This window comes from Phenylobacterium sp., assembly GCF_030693405.1.
Classification (GTDB): Bacteria; Pseudomonadota; Alphaproteobacteria; order Caulobacterales; family Caulobacteraceae; genus Phenylobacterium.
Window position 1 is genome coordinate 174,824 of record NZ_JAUYAW010000072.1, and the last position, 15,196, is coordinate 190,019.

The window sequence follows — 15,196 nt, forward strand, 5'->3', positions numbered from 1 at the left end:
GGGGAGGGGGCTCATTCCAGGCCAAGCAGGGCGCGCAGGGCGTAGGCCACAGCTCCGGTTGCCGCCATGCCTCCGAGCGCCAGGGCGACAAACCAGGCGAGCCGACGGTGAAGCGGCCGGCGCGGCGCCTCGGCGTCCGGAGGGCCTTCAATGATATCCGGCATCGGCTCCCACCTTGCCGCGGAACACCCAGTAGACCCAGACGGTATAGGCCAGGATCACCGGCAGCAGGATCACCAGCCCCGCCAGCATCAGGCCCAGCGCATTCTCCGCCGAGGCCGCCTGGCGGAAGGTCAGGTCGTAGGGAACAATATAAGGGAAGAAGCCCACCGCCAGTCCAAGGTAGCCGGACACGAAGACCGTCAGGCTTCCCAGGAACGGCGCCACATGGCCGCCCTTGGCCAGGCCCCAGACCACAAGACTGAGGCCCGCCAGACCCAGAAGGGGAATGGGTGAGAGCAGGGTGAGGCGGGCGAAGTCGAACGCCCCGTCTTCAAATCCCCAGCGGAGCGCCACCTGCGGGTGAACGAACAGGGTGGCGAGGCTGACCACCGCCAGCAGGGCGGCGCTGGCGATCACGGCGCGCCAGGCCCAGCGCCGGGCGTCGCCGTGCAGGTCGTCTTCCGTCCGCCAGATCAGCCAGGTGGAGCCCAAGAGGGCGTAGCCGGCGGTCAGGCCGACAGCCACCAGCAGCGTATAGGGGGTCAGCCAGTCAAAGGCGCCGCCGCCAAACGCCTCGCCCTCCAGGGTGACCCCCTGGATGAAGCCCCCCAGCACCAGCCCCTGCGAGAGGGCCGCCACCGTGGAGCCGCCGGCGAAGGCGCCGGTCCAGAAGGCCTTGCCGCGGGTCCGCCCCCGGGCGCGGAACTCGAAGGCGACGCCCCGCAGGATCAGGGCCATCATCATCAGCAGGATGGGGATGTAGAGGGCCGGCATGATGATGGCGTAGGCCAGCGGAAAGGCGGCGAACAGACCGCCGCCGCCCAGGACCAGCCAGGTTTCGTTGCCGTCCCAGTAGGGGGCGATGGAGTTCATCATCGTGTCCCGGTCCCGGGGTGAGCGGGCGAAGGGGAACAGGATGCCGATGCCCAGGTCGAAGCCGTCGAGCATCACATAGAGCAGGACCGCCAGGGCGATGACCCCGGCCCAGATGAGGGGCAGGTCGAGATCCATCAGCGATCCTCCTTGTCGGGCGGGCCGGGGTCCTCCGGCGCGGCCGACAGCGGTGTGCCAGGCGCCCTGTCCTGGCGGGGCGGCGGCTCATGGGCGCCGGCGACAGGCCCCTCCGCCAGCAGGCGCAGGATGTAGAGCGCCCCGACGCTGAAGACGATGGCGTAGACCACCAGGAAGGCCAGAAGCGAGGCCGAAACCGCGCCGGCCCCGATGGGCGACACCGCATCCTCCGTGCGCAGGACGCCATAGATGACATAGGGCTGGCGGCCCACTTCGGCGACGATCCAGCCTGAGATCACCGCCACGAAGCCGGCCGGCCCCATGGCCACACAGGCCCGCAGGAAGGTGGGGCTGCGGACGATCCGTCCCCGCCAGGCCAGCCAGGCCCCCCAGGCGCCGAGGGCGATCATGGCCAGGCCCAGCCCCACCATGACGCGGAAGGCCCAGAAGACGATGAATACGGGCGGTCGATCCTCCGGCGCGAAGGCCTTGAGGCCCTGGACCTCGGCGTCGGTCGAGCCGGCGGTGATCAGGCTGCCGAGCTTGGGAATGGAGAGCTCCCAGTGATTGCCCTCGATCTCGCGGTCGGGCCAGGCCGCGATGTGGAAGGCTTGCTCGGTCCGGGTCTCCCAGAAGGCCTCGATGGCGGCCAGCTTGGCCGGCTGATGCTCCAGGACGTCCTTGCCCGAAAGGTCGCCCGCCAGAAGCTGAAGCGGGGCGACAATGGCCAGCATGCCGATGGCCATCTTCAGCGCCATGGCCGACTCCGCCTCGCTGGAGTCTTTCAGCAGCCGGAAGGCGCTGGCGGCGGCCACCACCAGGGCGGTGGTGAGATAGGCGGCCAGGACCATGTGGGTGAGGCGCATCGGGAAGGTGGGCGAGAAGATCACCTGCAGCCAGTTCACCGCCACCAGGCCCTCCTCCACCGTGCCGGCGAAACCCGACGGGCTCTGCATCCAGCTGTTGGCCGAGATGATCCAGAAGGCTGAGGTGAGGGTGCCGAGCGCCACCAGCACGGTGGAGGTGAAATGAAGCCCCGGCCCCACCTTCTTCCAGCCGAACAGCATCACGCCCAGGAAGCTCGCCTCCAGGAAGAAGGCGGCCAGCACCTCGAAGGCGAAGAGGGGCCCGATGACCGGACCGGCCACGGCGGAAAAGACGCTCCAGTTGGTGCCGAGCTGGTAGCTCATCACCACGCCGCTGACGACGCCCATGCCGAAGGACAGGGCGAAAATCTTCACCCAGAAAAGATAGAGGGTCTTGAAGGTTTCATTGCGGGTCAGCAGCCACAGACCCTCAAGAACGGCCAGATAGCTCGCCAAGCCTATAGTGAAGCTTGGAAAGATGATGTGGAAAGCGATGGTGAAGGCGAACTGAATTCGCGACAGCAGGAGCGCGTCGAATTCCATCTGGCCCTCACTCTCCAGGCGGCTCGTCAAAAGCGGCCGGAGTCTTGCGCCCGCAGGCGGCCCTGACCAAGGCCGCGGGGCGCGTCATAGAGTCGCGGTGGGTGACGTCAACGAAGCTGCAAATGACTTGCAAGCACGTTCGCATCTGCTAGATATCTCGGGGTCGCCTCGGGAGTCGCACCGCTCGTGTACGTCTGTAATTGCAACGGTATTCGCGAACGTGAGGTTCGCGCCGCGGTCGCCTCAGGGGCCACCCGGCCGTCGGAAATTTTCCGCGCCTGCGACGCCCAGCCCCAATGCGCCCGCTGTGTCTGCGACATGCGCGAGATCCTTCAGGAACAGCGTCAGGCCCTGCGCTACGCCGCCGAGTAGGCTGGCCATTCAAGGTCCCCGTGCTGTTTTCTTCGACAGCGCAAATCACTTGCAAACATAGGCTTTGACACGAAGCGGCCTTCGCATGAGGTTGCGTGAAAATCTGTATGCGGCGTGAGGAAAGGAGCCACACATGCAAGGCGATAAGGCTGTCATCCGAATGCTGAACGCAGTGCTCACCAATGAGCTGACTGCGGTGAACCAGTATTTCCTGCATGCGCGCATGTTCGAAAACTGGGGTCTGCGCCGCCTCGGCAAGATCGTCTATGAAGAATCCATCGGCGAGATGAAGCACGCCGATAAGCTCATCAACCGCATCCTCTTCCTCGAGGGCCTGCCCAACCTGCAGGACCTGCACAAGCTCAAGGTGGGTGAGACGGTCGGCGAGTGCCTGGAGTCTGATCTGGCGGTCGAAACTGGCGGCCGGGTCACCCTGATCGAAGGCATCCAGCTCTGCGAAAGCGTCGCCGACTACGTGTCGCGCGAACTGCTGCGAGAAATCCTCTCCGACACCGAAGAGCATATCGACTATCTCGAAACCCAGCTCTTGCTCCTGAAGTCGCTCGGCGAAGCCAACTTCATGCAGAGCGCCATGGGCGAGATGGAAGGCTGAACGCGCCGGCGATCTCGCTCCGAGGCTGACATGAAAACGCCGGCCAGGTCACCCTGGCCGGCGTTCTCGTTCTCAGAGGCGGGCTTCGCCTACTCCGCCGCCTGGCGGCTCACCCCGATCTTCGGGTCCAGCTCGCCGGCGGCGTAGCGCTTGGCCATGACCGAAAGCGGCAGCGGCTTGATCTTGTCGGCCCAGCCGGCGCAGCCGAATTCCTCGAACCGCTGCTGGCAGACCGCGCGCATGGCGTCCATGGCGGGCTTCAGATACTTGCGCGGGTCGAATTCCGACGGGTTCTCGGCGAACACCTTGCGGATGGCGCCGGTCATGGCCATCCGGTTGTCGGTGTCGATGTTGATCTTGCGCACGCCGTGCTTGATGCCGCGCTGGATCTCTTCCACTGGCACGCCCCAGGTCTGGGGCATCTGGCCGCCATACTGGTTGATGATGTCCTGCAGGTCCTGCGGCACCGAGGACGAGCCATGCATCACCAGATGGGTGTTGGGCAGGCGGCGGTGGATCTCTTCGATCACGTTCATGGCCAGGACGTCGCCGTCCGGCTTGCGGGTGAACTTGTAGGCCCCGTGGCTGGTGCCCATGGCGATGGCGAGCGCATCCACCTGGGTGGCCTTCACGAACTCCACGGCCTGGTCGGGATCAGTGAGCAGCTGGTCATGGCCGAGCTTGCCCTCGAAGCCGTGGCCGTCTTCCTTCTCGCCCATGCCGGTCTCGAGGCTGCCCAGCACGCCCAGTTCGCCCTCGACGCTGGCGCCGACCCAGTGGGCCATGTCCACCACGTTGCGGGTGACCTTGACGTTGTAGTCGTAGTCAGCGGGCGTCTTGGCGTCGGCCATCAGCGAGCCGTCCATCATCACCGAGGTGAAGCCGAACTGGATCGCCGTGGCGCAGGTGGCCTCGTTGTTCCCGTGGTCCTGATGCATGCAGATCGGGATGTGCGGATACATTTCGGCGAGCGCATCGATCAGGTGCTTCAGCACGATGTCGTTGGCGTAGGAGCGCGCGCCCCGGCTGGCCTGGATGATGACTGGCGCATTGACCGCATGGGCGGCCTCCATGATCGCCAGGCCCTGTTCCATATTGTTGATATTGTAGGCCGGCACGCCATAGCTGTGCTCGGCGGCATGATCGAGAAGCTGTCTCAGGGTAATCCGGGCCATCGCCGTATCCGTCCGTTTCTCTCTTTGTCTCTTACTGGCTCAGAGCCGCCACACCGGGCAGGGTCTTGCCTTCCATCCATTCAAGGAACGCGCCGCCGGCCGTCGAGACGAAGGTGAGGTCGTCGGCGCAGCCTGCCGCGTTCAGAGCCGCCACCGTATCACCGCCGCCGGCCACGGCCACCAGCTTGCCGGCCTTCACCAGCGAGGCCGCGTGGCGGGCCGCAGTGACGGTGCCCTTGTCGAAGGGCGGCATCTCAAAAACGCCCAGCGGGCCGTTCCAGATCAGGGTCTTGGAATTGTCCATCGCCCGGCAGAGGCGCTCAACCGTCTCTGGGCCAGCGTCGAGGATGCGCTCGTGCTCGTCCACGGCGCCCAGGGTGCGGACCCGCGCCGGCGCGCCCGGCGCCATCTTCTCGGCCACCACGATGTCCAGGGGCAGGAAGAGCTTGCAGTTGTGCTGGCCGGCCAGGCGGATGATGTCCCGGGCGGTCTCGGCCATGTCCTTCTCGCAGTAGGACGCGCCGACATCGTGGCCCTGGGCGTGGAGGAAGGTGTTGGCCATGCCGCCGCCGATAGCCAGCTTGTCGAGCTTGGTCACCAGGTGGCTGAGCAGCTCGAGCTTGGTCGAGACCTTCGAGCCGCCGACGATGCCGAGGACCGGGCGCTCGGGCTTGCCCAGCGCCTTGTCCAGCGCCGACAGCTCCAGGCGCATCTGCTCGCCGGCATAGGCGGGCAGCAGGTGGGCCAGGCCCTCGGTGGAGGCGTGGGCCCGGTGCGCGGCCGAGAAGGCGTCGTTCACATAGAGGTCGCCATTGGCGGCCAGGGCCTTGGCGAAGGCCGGGTCGTTGGCCTCTTCGCCGCCGTGAAAGCGGACGTTCTCCAGCAGCAGCACGTCGCCGGGCCGCAGGGCGTCCACCGCCGCGGTGGCCACCTCACCGACGCAGTCGGCGGCGAAGGCGACCGGCGCGCCGATCACCTTGGCCAGGGCCGGGACGATGGGCTCCAGGCTCATCGACGGCGTCACCTTACCCTTCGGGCGGTCGAAGTGGGCGAGCAGCACGACCTTGGCGCCGCCTTGGCGTAGCTTCTGGATGGTCGGCGCCGCAGCCTGAAGGCGGGTGTCGTCGGACACCTCGCCCTCATGCATCGGCACGTTGAAGTCCACACGCACCAGGGCGCGCTTCCCGGAAAAGTCCGCGTCGTCAAGAGTCTTGAAGGTCATGGGCTTCCAGCAGTCAGGGCGTGGGCGGCGGGCCGCGCCCGGGCCGGAACCCGGGCGCATCGGCCTCTAGAGCGCGTTCCGATAAGTGGGAACCGGTTATCGGATCAAAACGCGCTCAAGACTTAGAGTTTAGAGCCTGATTCAACGATCAGACGGTTCCGTCTGATCGCATCAGGCTCTAAGGCGAACGTCCGGGGAGCCGATCAGATCAGCTTGGCCATGGCGAGCGCGGTGTCGCTCATCCGGGTCGAGAAGCCCCACTCGTTGTCATACCAGGACAGGACCCGGCCGAGCTGGCCTTCGATCACCTGGGTCTGGGGCAGGGCCGCGGTGGAGGAGGCGGCGATGTGGTTCAGGTCGATGGAGACCAGCGGATCGTTGGAGGTGTCCAGCACGCCCTTCATGGCGCCGTCGGCGGCCGCCTGCAGGGCGGCGTTGATCTCGTCCTTGGTCACCTTGCGGCCCGGCACGAACTTCAGGTCCACCACCGAGACATTGGGGGTCGGGACGCGGATCGAGGAGCCGTCCAGCTTGCCGGCCAGCTCCGGCAGCACCAGGCCCACGGCCTTGGCCGCGCCGGTGGAGGTGGGGATCATGGACATGGCCGCGGCCCGGCCGCGGTAGGGGTCCTTGTGCATGGTGTCGAGCGTCGGCTGGTCGCCGGTATAGGCGTGGATCGTGGTCATGTAGCCACGCTCGATGCCGCACAGCTCATGGATCACCTTGGCGATCGGGGCCAGGCAGTTGGTGGTGCACGAGGCGTTGGAGACGATCAGGTCGTCCTTGGTCAGGACGTCGTGATTGACGCCGAAGACGATGGTCTTGTCGGCGTTATCGCAAGGCGCGCTCACCAGGACGCGCTTGGCGCCGGCTTCCAGATGGGCGGCGGCCTTTTCCTTGGTGGTGAAGAGACCGGTGCACTCCAGGGCGATGTCGACGCCCAGTTCCTTGTGCGGCAGCTCGGCGGGGTTGCGGATCGCCGTCACCTTGATCGGCCCACGGCCCACATTGATCGTGTCGCCGTCCACGGTGACCACGCCGGGGAAGCGGCCGTGCACGCTGTCATAGCGCAGCAGGTGAGCGTTGGTCTCGACGGGGCCCAGGTCGTTGATCGCCACCACTTCGATGTCGGTGCGGCCATGCTCGATGATCGAGCGCAGGACGAGCCTGCCGATGCGGCCGAAACCGTTGATGGCGACGCGGACGGTCATGGTGGTGTTCTCCTGGCGAGATAGGGGTCGGCGGGCGACGTTTTCCGATTGTTTTGCCGGGGTTTTGTGCGGGCGCCCGCGCGCGAGTCAAGGGGAAGTGAGCCCGATCTGTCCCACCAGCCGGCGAATGTGATCCGGCGCCGGTTTCAATCGACGCGGAAGCGATGGATGCGCCGGTCCGCCATCCGAAGCTCGGTGACATCGCGAACGCCGGCCGCGGCGATGGCGCGGGGCCAGAAGGCCAGGGCCGGCGCCGTCGCCTCATAGACCTGAAGCTCCCAAAGGCCAGGCGCCGTGGCGAAGACGGCGCGGGCGGCGGCCAGGCCGATCCCGGCCCGTCGCCAGGGCGGCAGGATGCAGAACTCCGCCATCGCGGCGTCGCATCCCAGCCCTGACGGGGAATAGCGGTTCACCAGCGCAAATCCCACGGCCTCCGCGCTCGTGACAATCCAGAACGGCCGGCGCTCGGGCTCCGTCCAATAGGCGTCGAAATGGGGATAGTCCGTGGGGTCCCCATGATGGCGCTGGGGATCGACGAGATCGGCATGGGCGGTCAGGTAAGGATCAAGCAGGCGGCGAAGCTCGGTCTTCTCCGAATGAGCGACCAAGCGAACCTCGACCATCGCCTTAGTCGCCCTTGACCACCCGGACCTTGGCCGCAGCCTCCAGCGCGCGGCTCCGGGCGGCCTCAATGGTGGCGGCCCGCGCCAAGGCCACGCCCATGCGCCGGCGCGCAAACGCCTCGGGTTTGCCGAACAGGCGCAGGTCGGCGCCGGGCACGGCCAGGGCCTCGGCCACGCCCTCAAAGGCCACGCCGCGCGCCTCCATGCCGCCATAGATCACCGCGCTGGCGCCGGGTTCGCGCAGGGTGACGTCCACCGGCAGGCCGAGGATGGCCCGCGCATGCAGGGCGAACTCGCTCTGGACCTGGGTGGCGAGGGTCACAAGGCCGGTGTCGTGGGGCCTGGGGCTCACCTCGGAGAACCAGACCTCGTCGCCCTTCACGAACAGCTCGACCCCGAAGAGGCCGAGGCCCCCCAGGCTGGCGGTGACGCGGGCGGCGATCTCCCGGGCGCGCTTCAGGGCGAACGGGCTCATGGCTTGCGGCTGCCAGCTTTCCACATAGTCGCCCTGGACCTGACGGTGGCCGATGGGTTCGCAGAAGTGGGTGGCCACCTCGCCGTCGGGGCCGCGGGCCCGCACGGTCAGCTGGGTGATCTCGAAGTCGAAGTCGATGCGCCCTTCGACGATGACCCGGGCCTGTTCGACCCGGCCGCCTTCAAGGGCGTAGCGCCAGGCGTCTGCGATGCCCGCCTCATCCTGCACATAGGACTGGCCCTTGCCCGAGGACGACATCACCGGCTTGACGAAGCAGGGATAGCCGACGGCCGCCGCGCCCGCGGCCAGCTCAGCCTCGCTCGAGGCGAAGGCGTAGGGCGAGGTGGCCAGTCCCAGCTCTTCGGCGGCCAGGCGGCGGATGCCCTCGCGGTTCATGGTCAGCTGGGCCGCCCGGGCCGTGGGGATCACCACGGAAAGGCCCGCCGCCTCGATCGCCGCCAGCTCGTCGGTAGCGATGGCCTCGATCTCCGGCACGATCAGGTGGGGGCGCTCGGCCTCCACCACGGCGCGCAGGGCGGCTGCGTCCGTCATGGCGATGACGTGGCTGCGATGGGCCACCTGCATGGCGGGCGCATCGGCATAGCGATCGACGGCGATCACCTCGCAGCCCAGGCGCTGCAGCTCGATGGCCACCTCCTTGCCGAGCTCGCCCGAGCCCAGCAGCAGGACGCGCAGGGCGCTTGGCGAGAGCGGCGTGCCCAGGCGCATGGGGCCTAGACCTTGGCCTGGACGGCGTCGGCGACGGCCTGCGCGGTGATGCCAAACTCCTTGTAGAGCCGCTCATAGGGGGCGCTGGCCCCGAAGCTCGACATGCCGATGAAGACGCCGTCCTCGCCGATGAACCGCTCCCAGCCGAGGCTGACGGCGGCTTCCACGGCTGCGCGGACCGGCGCCTTGCCGATCACCGAGGCGCGGTATTCCGGGGTCTGGGCCGCAAACAGCTCCCAGCAGGGGACCGAAACCACCCGGGTCGGCACGCCGCGGGCCTGCAACAGGTCGCGGGCGGCCAGCGCGATGGAGACTTCCGAGCCAGTGGAGAAGATCGTGGCCTGGGCCTCGCCATCGGCGGCGCGCAGCTCATAGGCGCCCCGGGCGGACAGATTTTCACCCGCAGGCTCGGTCCGGGCGGCCGGCACCTTCTGGCGCGACAGGGCCATGATCGAGGGGGTGGTAGGCGTGGACAGGGCCAGCTTCCAGCACTCGGCGGCCTCCACGGCGTCCGCCGGGCGATAGACATTGAGGTTCGGCATGGCCCGCAGGGAGGCCAGGTGTTCCACCGGCTGGTGGGTGGGGCCGTCTTCGCCGAGACCGATGGAGTCATGGGTCATCACATGGATCACCCGCGCGCCCATCAGGGCGCCCAGCCGGATGGCCGGACGGCTGTAGTCGGAGAACACCATGAAGGTGCCGGAATAGGGGATGACGCCCCCGTGCAGGGCCATGCCGTTCATGGCCGCGGCCATGCCGTGCTCGCGGATGCCGTAATGCACATAGCGCCCGGCATAGTCCGGCGCGTCGAAGGCCGGCGTCCCCTTGACGAAGGTGTTGTTGGAGCCGGTCAGGTCGGCCGAGCCGCCGACCATCTCCGGAATCGCCGGAACCAGCTGCTCCAGGGCCGCGCCGGAATGGACGCGGGTGGCGTTGGCCGGCGCGGTCCTGGCCATCTCGGCGATGTGGGCGTCCAGGCGCGCGAAGGCTTCCGCCGGCAGTTCGCCGGCCATGGCCCGCTGGAACTCCGCCTTGAGGGGCGATGCGCCCAGGGCCTTCTCCCAGCTCTTGCGGGCCTTGCCGCCCTTGCGGCCGGCCGAGCGCCAGGGCTTGTAGACCTCATCAGGGATGACGAAGGGCTCGTGGCTCCAGCCCATGGCCAGGCGGGAATCGGCGATCTCGTCGTCGAACAGGGTGTAGCCGTGGCTGTGGGGGTCGCCTTCCTTGCGGCCCGCGCCCTTCGAGATCTTGGTCTTGCAGGCGATCATGGTCGGCCTGTCCTGCCGCGTGGCCCAGCGCAGGGCCGCGGCGATCTTGCCGAAGTCGTGGCCGTCCACGGCCTTCACCGCCCAGCCGGCCGCCTTGAAGCGGGCCATCTGGTCGCCGGTCTCGGCGATGGTCGCCTCGCCGTCGATGGTGGTGTTGTTGTCGTCGAACAGGACGGTCAGCTTGCGGAGCTTGAAGCGCCCGGCCATGGAGATGGCCTCCTGGCTGACGCCTTCCATCAGGCAGCCGTCGCCGGCCACCACCCAGGTGCGGTGGTCGACCAGATCATCGCCGAAGCGGGCGGCCAGGTGACGCTCGGCCATGGCCATGCCCACGGCCGTGGCGATGCCCTGCCCCAGGGGACCGGTGGTGGTCTCCACGCCCGGCGTATGGCCGTATTCCGGATGGCCGGCGGTCGCCGAGCCCCACTGCCGAAAGTTCTTGATCTCGTCCATGGTCACGGCCTTGAAGCCGGTGAGGTGCAGGAGCGCATAGATCAGCATCGAGCCGTGGCCCGCCGACAGGACGAACCGGTCCCGGTCGGCCCAGTCCGGGTTCGTCGCATCATACTTCAGGAACTTCGACCACAGGACGGTGGCCACGTCGGCCATGCCCATGGGCATGCCCTGGTGCCCCGACTTGGCGCGGTGGACGGCGTCCATGGAAAGGACACGGATGGCGTCGGCCATGGTCTGAAGCTGTGCGGGCATGAGCGTTCCGGGAAGACTGAAGGTCGCAAGGGGGCGGGCGCAGGCTGGCGGGGTCGCACGCACGGGCGCGGCGGTCAAGAAATGCGCCGCTTTCAGGCCACGCCCGGGGCGGTCTATAGATTAACGGACACACTTCTGGAGTCCTGAATGATCCGTGATCCCGCAAGCGAAAGCGCCATAGACCAGGCCGCCCGGCGGCTCGAACGCGCCATCGCCCTGCTGGAACAGCGCCTGGGCGAGGCCAGGGGCCGCGCCGGGCTGGAGGCCGGCGGCCTGTTTGACCAGGACCGCGCCAAGCTTGCCGCCGAACTGGACGAGGCCCGCGCCCGGGAAAAGGCCCTGGAGGCCGCCGGCGCGGAGGCCTCGGCCGCCCTGGGCCGGGCCATCGCCGAAATCCGCGAGGTCCTGGAGGCTGACGAGGCGCCCGACGCCGAGGGTTCAGCCTTCGACGAGGACGAGCCGGAGCTCGACCTCGACCCGGCCTCTGACGCCGAAACCCCCGCCCACATGACCCGGGAGGACTGACCCATGGCCCAGGTGACCATCGAGGTGAACGGCCGGCCCTATCAGGTGGGCTGCGAGGATGGCCAGGAGGCGCATCTCTTGGAGCTGGTGCGGCTGTTCGACCGTCAGGTCCGCGCCGTCTCTCAGGACATGGGGCAGCTGACGGAGACGAGGCTCTTCCTCATGGCGGCCCTGCTCCTGGCCGATGAGCTATGGGATTCCCGTAGCCGCATGTCCGGCGTCCAGGCCGAGCTGGCTCGCCTGCAGTCGGACCGCGCGCGGATCGAGTCCAGGGCGGTGGCGGCGCTTGACGGGGCGGCCAAGCGGATCGAGCAGCTGGCCGCCGAATAGGCCGGTCTCGCGCGCCTTGTTATCGCCCTTCGTAGCGCCTAGATTAGGTCTCGGCGGGTCTGCTGTGGCTCACGTCGAAGGCAACCTAATTCCTCCGACCTTAATTGTCTCAAAGGGAGCTGTCCCTGTCCGGCGCCGTGGCCCCGGACACATGGCGCCCACCTGGTTATCCAGGTCCGAGGGGATTAAAATCGTCCTTCACGGTTCTCGCGGCGCCGCCACCTTTGCTCCTTGATGGATCAGCGATTTTTGCCGCGGCCCCGGTGAACCGTGCCTCCTGCCCCGAAGCGGACTCTACGGATGACTGAGAGGGGTGGAGAGCGGACGCTGGTTCATGTGGTCAGAGCAGCAGCGGCGGCTGTGATGATCTGCTCCACGAGGTGTTCAGTGTTGGTGCTGATGTAGGCGTCCATGCGCCAGCGAGCCTCCAAGAAGCGCACTCCTGTCGATCCTTCCAGAAAGAGTACGATCTCCTCAAGCTCAGCCTCGGTGAACTCCCAATTGATGTGGCTTTCGTACTCCTCCTGCCACGCAAGCCGATGAGGTTCGTAGGCGGCCCGCAATGCAGCAAAGGTTTCGCCAATGGTCGCCTTAGCGGCAGTGAGGAGTGGGGAGCCGCCAAGAGCATAGCTCTCCAAGAAGCTGCCGCTATTGATCCGCGCTTGGATGCCGGTCGCCGCCATAAAGCGAAGGATCAGCGCGGCCTTGCTCTCGCTCGGAGGTTCATTGATCTGAGCTGAAGACATACCGGCACCAGTCCCAAGGTAGGCTGCACCGTAGCGTTACCTCAGAGGTCCGCAACGGCTCGTTTTCGATCATTAGCGGGTGCCCGAGAACGGGAGTCAGCCACACGCGTCTAGTGGGGGGGCCTCCCTGGCCTACGACAATTTCCCCAGGAGCCCCAGGTTCGGCTAAGAGCCTGCCGGTGAACCCTGTTTCCCATCAGAAGTCCCTTCTGCGCCGGCAGATGCGCAGCCTGCGTCTGGCGTTGGCGGCCGCCGATGTGCAGGCCGCGAGCCGCGCTGCTGCTCACGCACCGCTGGCGCGTCTGGGGTCCGGTCCGGTCGCGGGCTATGTGGCCCAGGGCGCCGAGCTTGATCCCGCGCCGCTGATGGATGCGCTTGCCCAGGTCGGCGCGGCGCTGGCCCTGCCGGTAGCGGCGGACCGGGAGGCACCGCTCATCTTCCGCAGCTGGACCCCGGGCGCGGCCCTGACGCCGGACGCCTTCGGAATTCCCGCCCCGCTCGCGGACCAGCCGCAGGTGGCGCCCACCGCCCTGATCGTACCGCTGCTGGCCTTCGATCGCCGGGGCGGGCGGCTGGGCCAGGGGGCGGGCGTCTATGATCGGGCGATCGCGGCGCTGGGCGCCGGCCATCGCCCCTTCCTGCTCGGCCTGGCCTATGCCGGCCAGGAGGTGGAGGACCTGCCGCTCGAGCCGCACGATCAGCGGCTGGACGCCATATTGACGGAAGCCGGGCTGATCGAAGTCCGCTAGGATGATCTGATGCGTTTCGCCTTTTTCGGAGATGTCGTCGGCCGGTCCGGCCGCGAGGGTCTCGCCGACCACCTGCCCATGTTGCGCCGACAGCTCGGTCTTGAGTTCGTGGTCATCAACGCCGAGAACGCCGCCGCCGGCTTCGGGATCACCGAGAATACGGCGCGTGAGCTGTTCGACGCCGGCGCCGACTGCCTGACGCTCGGCAACCACTCCTGGGACCAGAAGGAGGCGCTGACCTATATCGTCCGCGAGCCTCGCCTGATCCGGCCGCTGAACTATTCGGTCCTGGCCGATGCGCCCGGCCGCGGGGCCAATCTGTTCGAGACCCAGTCGGGCCGCCGCATCCTGGTGATCAACCTGCTCGGCCGGGTCCATATGGACTCCCTCGACGACCCCTTCGCCGCCGTCGACCGGGAGCTGGAGAAGGCGCCGCTCGGCATGGTGTCGGACGCGGTCCTGGTGGACATGCACGCCGAGGCCACCAGCGAGAAGATGGCCATGGGCCATTTCTGCGACGGCCGGGCGAGCCTGGTGGTGGGCACCCATACGCACGTGCCCACCGCCGACTGCCAGATCCTGCCCGGGGGCACCGCCTATCAGACCGACGCTGGCGCCTGCGCCGACTATGACAGCGTGATCGGCAACCAGAAGGAAGAGCCCCTGCGGCGCTTCACCACCCGCATTTCCGGTGGCCGCTACAAGCCCGCCGAAGGCCCAGCGACCGTTTGCGGCGTGTTCGTCGAGACCGACGACGCCACGGGTCTGGCGGTCCGGGTCGAGCCGATCCGCGTCGGCGGCCGGCTGTCGGAAACCATCCCCCAGGTGGATCTGGTCCGGGCCTGAGTCAGGTCCGTGGCCGCGCGCCCGGAAGGGGCGGCAGGGTGTCGAGGGTCAGAACCCCGTCGCCGTCCAGATCCAGCAGGTTGAAGCGCCGGCTCGCGGCCTTGCGCCACTCTTCCAGGCTGACCCGCCCGGACAGGTCTGCGTCCGCGCCGCGCACCGGATGGGGTTCGTTGAGCAGCCCAAAACGGCCCGCGCCCTCCCGCGTCGAGGGCGGGGCGGCGCGCCCCATCCCCAGCATCGGCCGCCTTGGCCGCTCGCCCTCGGCGCCAGGGCCACGGCCGGCACCGGGCGGTGGCCGCGCCCCGCCCAGGCTGCGGATCTCCGGGGCGATCTCCCGCTCATAGGCCTGGGTCTCAAAGCCATCGATGGAGCCGTTATGGTCTGTGTCCAGCAGGCCGAAGATGCGGACAGCGTCAGCCTCGAACTCCGCCAGGGTCACCAGCCCGTCCGCATCGGCGTCGGCGCCCGCAAACCAGGCGGCCAGGCCTCCGGCCCCGCGAAAGGGCTCGCCCGATGGGCTGATGAAGATCTCCATGCCGCCGCCTGGCCCGTCCCGGCCAGGGGGCGGACCCGGAGGGGCGGCTGCGGCGGCCGTGGCGGCGCTTGTCCAGAGGGCGGCCAGGGTCAGCAGGACCAGTCTTTGCATCGATATCTCCCGTCTCGCCCGCCCTAAGGCCCCGCTATCGGCGTCCGTTACGGCGGAAATGGGTCCTGGGGTGACGGAAGCGGCGCCATCGGCGACTATGCCCCGCTGACTGACGGTCCAGGGCCGTCCAACTCGGGGGAGGGCCTCATGCTGGCCAAGTTCATCGTCCGCGCCATTTTCGGCGCCATCGGCCTTTGGCTGTCCTCCATGCTGGTGGCGGGCGTATCCTTCACCGACATGGGCAGCCTGATCCTGGCGGCGGTGCTGCTGGGGCTGGTGAACGCCGTGCTGCGGCCGATCCTGTTCATCCTGACCCTGCCCCTGACCTTCCTGACGCTCGGCCTGTTCCTGCTCGTGTTGAACGCGGCCATGATCG

General features: G+C 67.9%; 18 protein-coding genes and 1 other RNA gene. 8 read left to right on the forward strand and 11 right to left on the reverse strand.

Annotated elements, in window-relative coordinates; genetic code table 11:
• Window positions 1-11: 11 nt before the first annotated feature.
• Genes Q8N19_RS15865 through Q8N19_RS15875 form a run of 3 tightly spaced genes read right to left on the reverse strand, consistent with a single transcriptional unit; the run spans window position 12 to window position 2,582 of the window.
• A complete protein-coding gene (locus tag Q8N19_RS15865; protein WP_305592316.1) occupies window positions 12-164 on the reverse strand; it encodes a hypothetical protein in 153 nt (50 codons plus the stop codon).
• A complete protein-coding gene (gene cydB, locus Q8N19_RS15870) occupies window positions 148-1,173 on the reverse strand; it encodes a cytochrome d ubiquinol oxidase subunit II (protein ID WP_305592318.1) in 1,026 nt (341 codons plus the stop codon). The genes Q8N19_RS15865 and cydB overlap by 17 nt, the downstream gene beginning before the upstream one ends.
• Window positions 1,173-2,582 (reverse strand): cytochrome ubiquinol oxidase subunit I, encoded by a 1,410-nt coding sequence (locus Q8N19_RS15875; RefSeq protein WP_305592320.1) that lies wholly within the window; start codon window positions 2,580-2,582, stop codon window positions 1,173-1,175. Before Q8N19_RS15875 ends, cydB begins: the two co-directional genes overlap by 1 nt.
• A gap of 186 nt (window positions 2,583-2,768) precedes the next feature.
• On the opposite strand from Q8N19_RS15875, the gene Q8N19_RS15880 reads away from it, so the two are divergent.
• Window positions 2,769-2,954, forward strand: coding sequence for a bacterioferritin-associated ferredoxin (locus Q8N19_RS15880; protein WP_305592322.1), 186 nt, complete (start codon window positions 2,769-2,771; stop codon window positions 2,952-2,954).
• 133 nt (window positions 2,955-3,087) lie between these two features.
• Window positions 3,088-3,567 carry a bacterioferritin gene (bfr, locus tag Q8N19_RS15885; protein WP_305592324.1) on the forward strand — a complete coding sequence of 160 codons (480 nt, stop codon included), beginning with the start codon at window positions 3,088-3,090 and terminating at the stop codon, window positions 3,565-3,567.
• Window positions 3,568-3,656: 89 nt separating this feature from the next.
• Here bfr and fba read toward each other — a convergent pair whose 3' ends face one another.
• The 6 genes from fba to tkt all read right to left on the reverse strand — a co-directional run bounded on the left by fba (window position 3,657) and on the right by tkt (window position 10,978).
• Window positions 3,657-4,742, reverse strand: a complete 1,086-nt coding sequence (fba, locus tag Q8N19_RS15890; protein ID WP_305592326.1) for a class II fructose-bisphosphate aldolase — start codon at window positions 4,740-4,742, stop codon at window positions 3,657-3,659.
• Window positions 4,743-4,773: 31 nt separating this feature from the next.
• Window positions 4,774-5,964: a phosphoglycerate kinase gene (pgk, locus tag Q8N19_RS15895; protein ID WP_305592328.1), complete on the reverse strand. Its 1,191-nt coding sequence runs from the start codon at window positions 5,962-5,964 to the stop codon at window positions 4,774-4,776.
• Between the two features lie 203 nt (window positions 5,965-6,167).
• Window positions 6,168-7,175, reverse strand: a complete 1,008-nt coding sequence (gene gap / locus Q8N19_RS15900; protein ID WP_305592330.1) for a type I glyceraldehyde-3-phosphate dehydrogenase — start codon at window positions 7,173-7,175, stop codon at window positions 6,168-6,170.
• 146 nt (window positions 7,176-7,321) lie between these two features.
• Window positions 7,322-7,783 (reverse strand): GNAT family N-acetyltransferase, encoded by a 462-nt coding sequence (locus Q8N19_RS15905; RefSeq protein ID WP_305592332.1) that lies wholly within the window; start codon window positions 7,781-7,783, stop codon window positions 7,322-7,324.
• Between the two features lie 19 nt (window positions 7,784-7,802).
• Entirely contained in the window at window positions 7,803-9,002 is a 1,200-nt protein-coding gene (gene purT, locus Q8N19_RS15910; protein ID WP_305592335.1) for a formate-dependent phosphoribosylglycinamide formyltransferase, read from the reverse strand.
• A gap of 5 nt (window positions 9,003-9,007) precedes the next feature.
• Window positions 9,008-10,978 (reverse strand): transketolase, encoded by a 1,971-nt coding sequence (tkt, locus tag Q8N19_RS15915; RefSeq protein ID WP_305592337.1) that lies wholly within the window; start codon window positions 10,976-10,978, stop codon window positions 9,008-9,010.
• A gap of 147 nt (window positions 10,979-11,125) precedes the next feature.
• Between tkt and Q8N19_RS15920 the strand changes: the two genes are divergently transcribed.
• The 3 genes from Q8N19_RS15920 to ssrS all read left to right on the forward strand — a co-directional run bounded on the left by Q8N19_RS15920 (window position 11,126) and on the right by ssrS (window position 12,052).
• Window positions 11,126-11,503: a DUF4164 family protein gene (locus Q8N19_RS15920; protein ID WP_305592339.1), complete on the forward strand. Its 378-nt coding sequence runs from the start codon at window positions 11,126-11,128 to the stop codon at window positions 11,501-11,503.
• A 3-nt stretch (window positions 11,504-11,506) separates the two neighbouring features.
• Window positions 11,507-11,833 carry a cell division protein ZapA gene (locus Q8N19_RS15925; protein ID WP_305592341.1) on the forward strand — a complete coding sequence of 109 codons (327 nt, stop codon included), beginning with the start codon at window positions 11,507-11,509 and terminating at the stop codon, window positions 11,831-11,833.
• 56 nt (window positions 11,834-11,889) lie between these two features.
• Window positions 11,890-12,052, forward strand: a non-coding RNA gene (ssrS, locus tag Q8N19_RS15930) — 6S RNA.
• Between the two features lie 113 nt (window positions 12,053-12,165).
• Here ssrS and Q8N19_RS15935 read toward each other — a convergent pair.
• A complete protein-coding gene (locus tag Q8N19_RS15935) occupies window positions 12,166-12,579 on the reverse strand; it encodes a hypothetical protein (RefSeq protein ID WP_305592343.1) in 414 nt (137 codons plus the stop codon).
• 179 nt (window positions 12,580-12,758) lie between these two features.
• Here Q8N19_RS15935 and Q8N19_RS15940 point away from each other — a divergent pair, with 179 nt between their 5' ends.
• Window positions 12,759-13,328 (forward strand): 5-formyltetrahydrofolate cyclo-ligase, encoded by a 570-nt coding sequence (locus tag Q8N19_RS15940; protein ID WP_305592345.1) that lies wholly within the window; start codon window positions 12,759-12,761, stop codon window positions 13,326-13,328.
• A gap of 9 nt (window positions 13,329-13,337) precedes the next feature.
• Complete coding sequence (locus Q8N19_RS15945) at window positions 13,338-14,174, forward strand: TIGR00282 family metallophosphoesterase (RefSeq protein WP_305592347.1); 837 nt, start codon at window positions 13,338-13,340, stop codon at window positions 14,172-14,174.
• A gap of 1 nt (window position 14,175) precedes the next feature.
• On the opposite strand, the gene Q8N19_RS15950 is transcribed toward Q8N19_RS15945, so the two are convergent.
• Window positions 14,176-14,820 carry a hypothetical protein gene (locus Q8N19_RS15950; protein WP_305592349.1) on the reverse strand — a complete coding sequence of 215 codons (645 nt, stop codon included), beginning with the start codon at window positions 14,818-14,820 and terminating at the stop codon, window positions 14,176-14,178.
• A gap of 147 nt (window positions 14,821-14,967) precedes the next feature.
• Here Q8N19_RS15950 and Q8N19_RS15955 point away from each other — a divergent pair.
• Window positions 14,968-15,196: phage holin family protein (locus Q8N19_RS15955; RefSeq protein ID WP_371133878.1), on the forward strand; the 229-nt coding region annotated here is incomplete at its 3' end.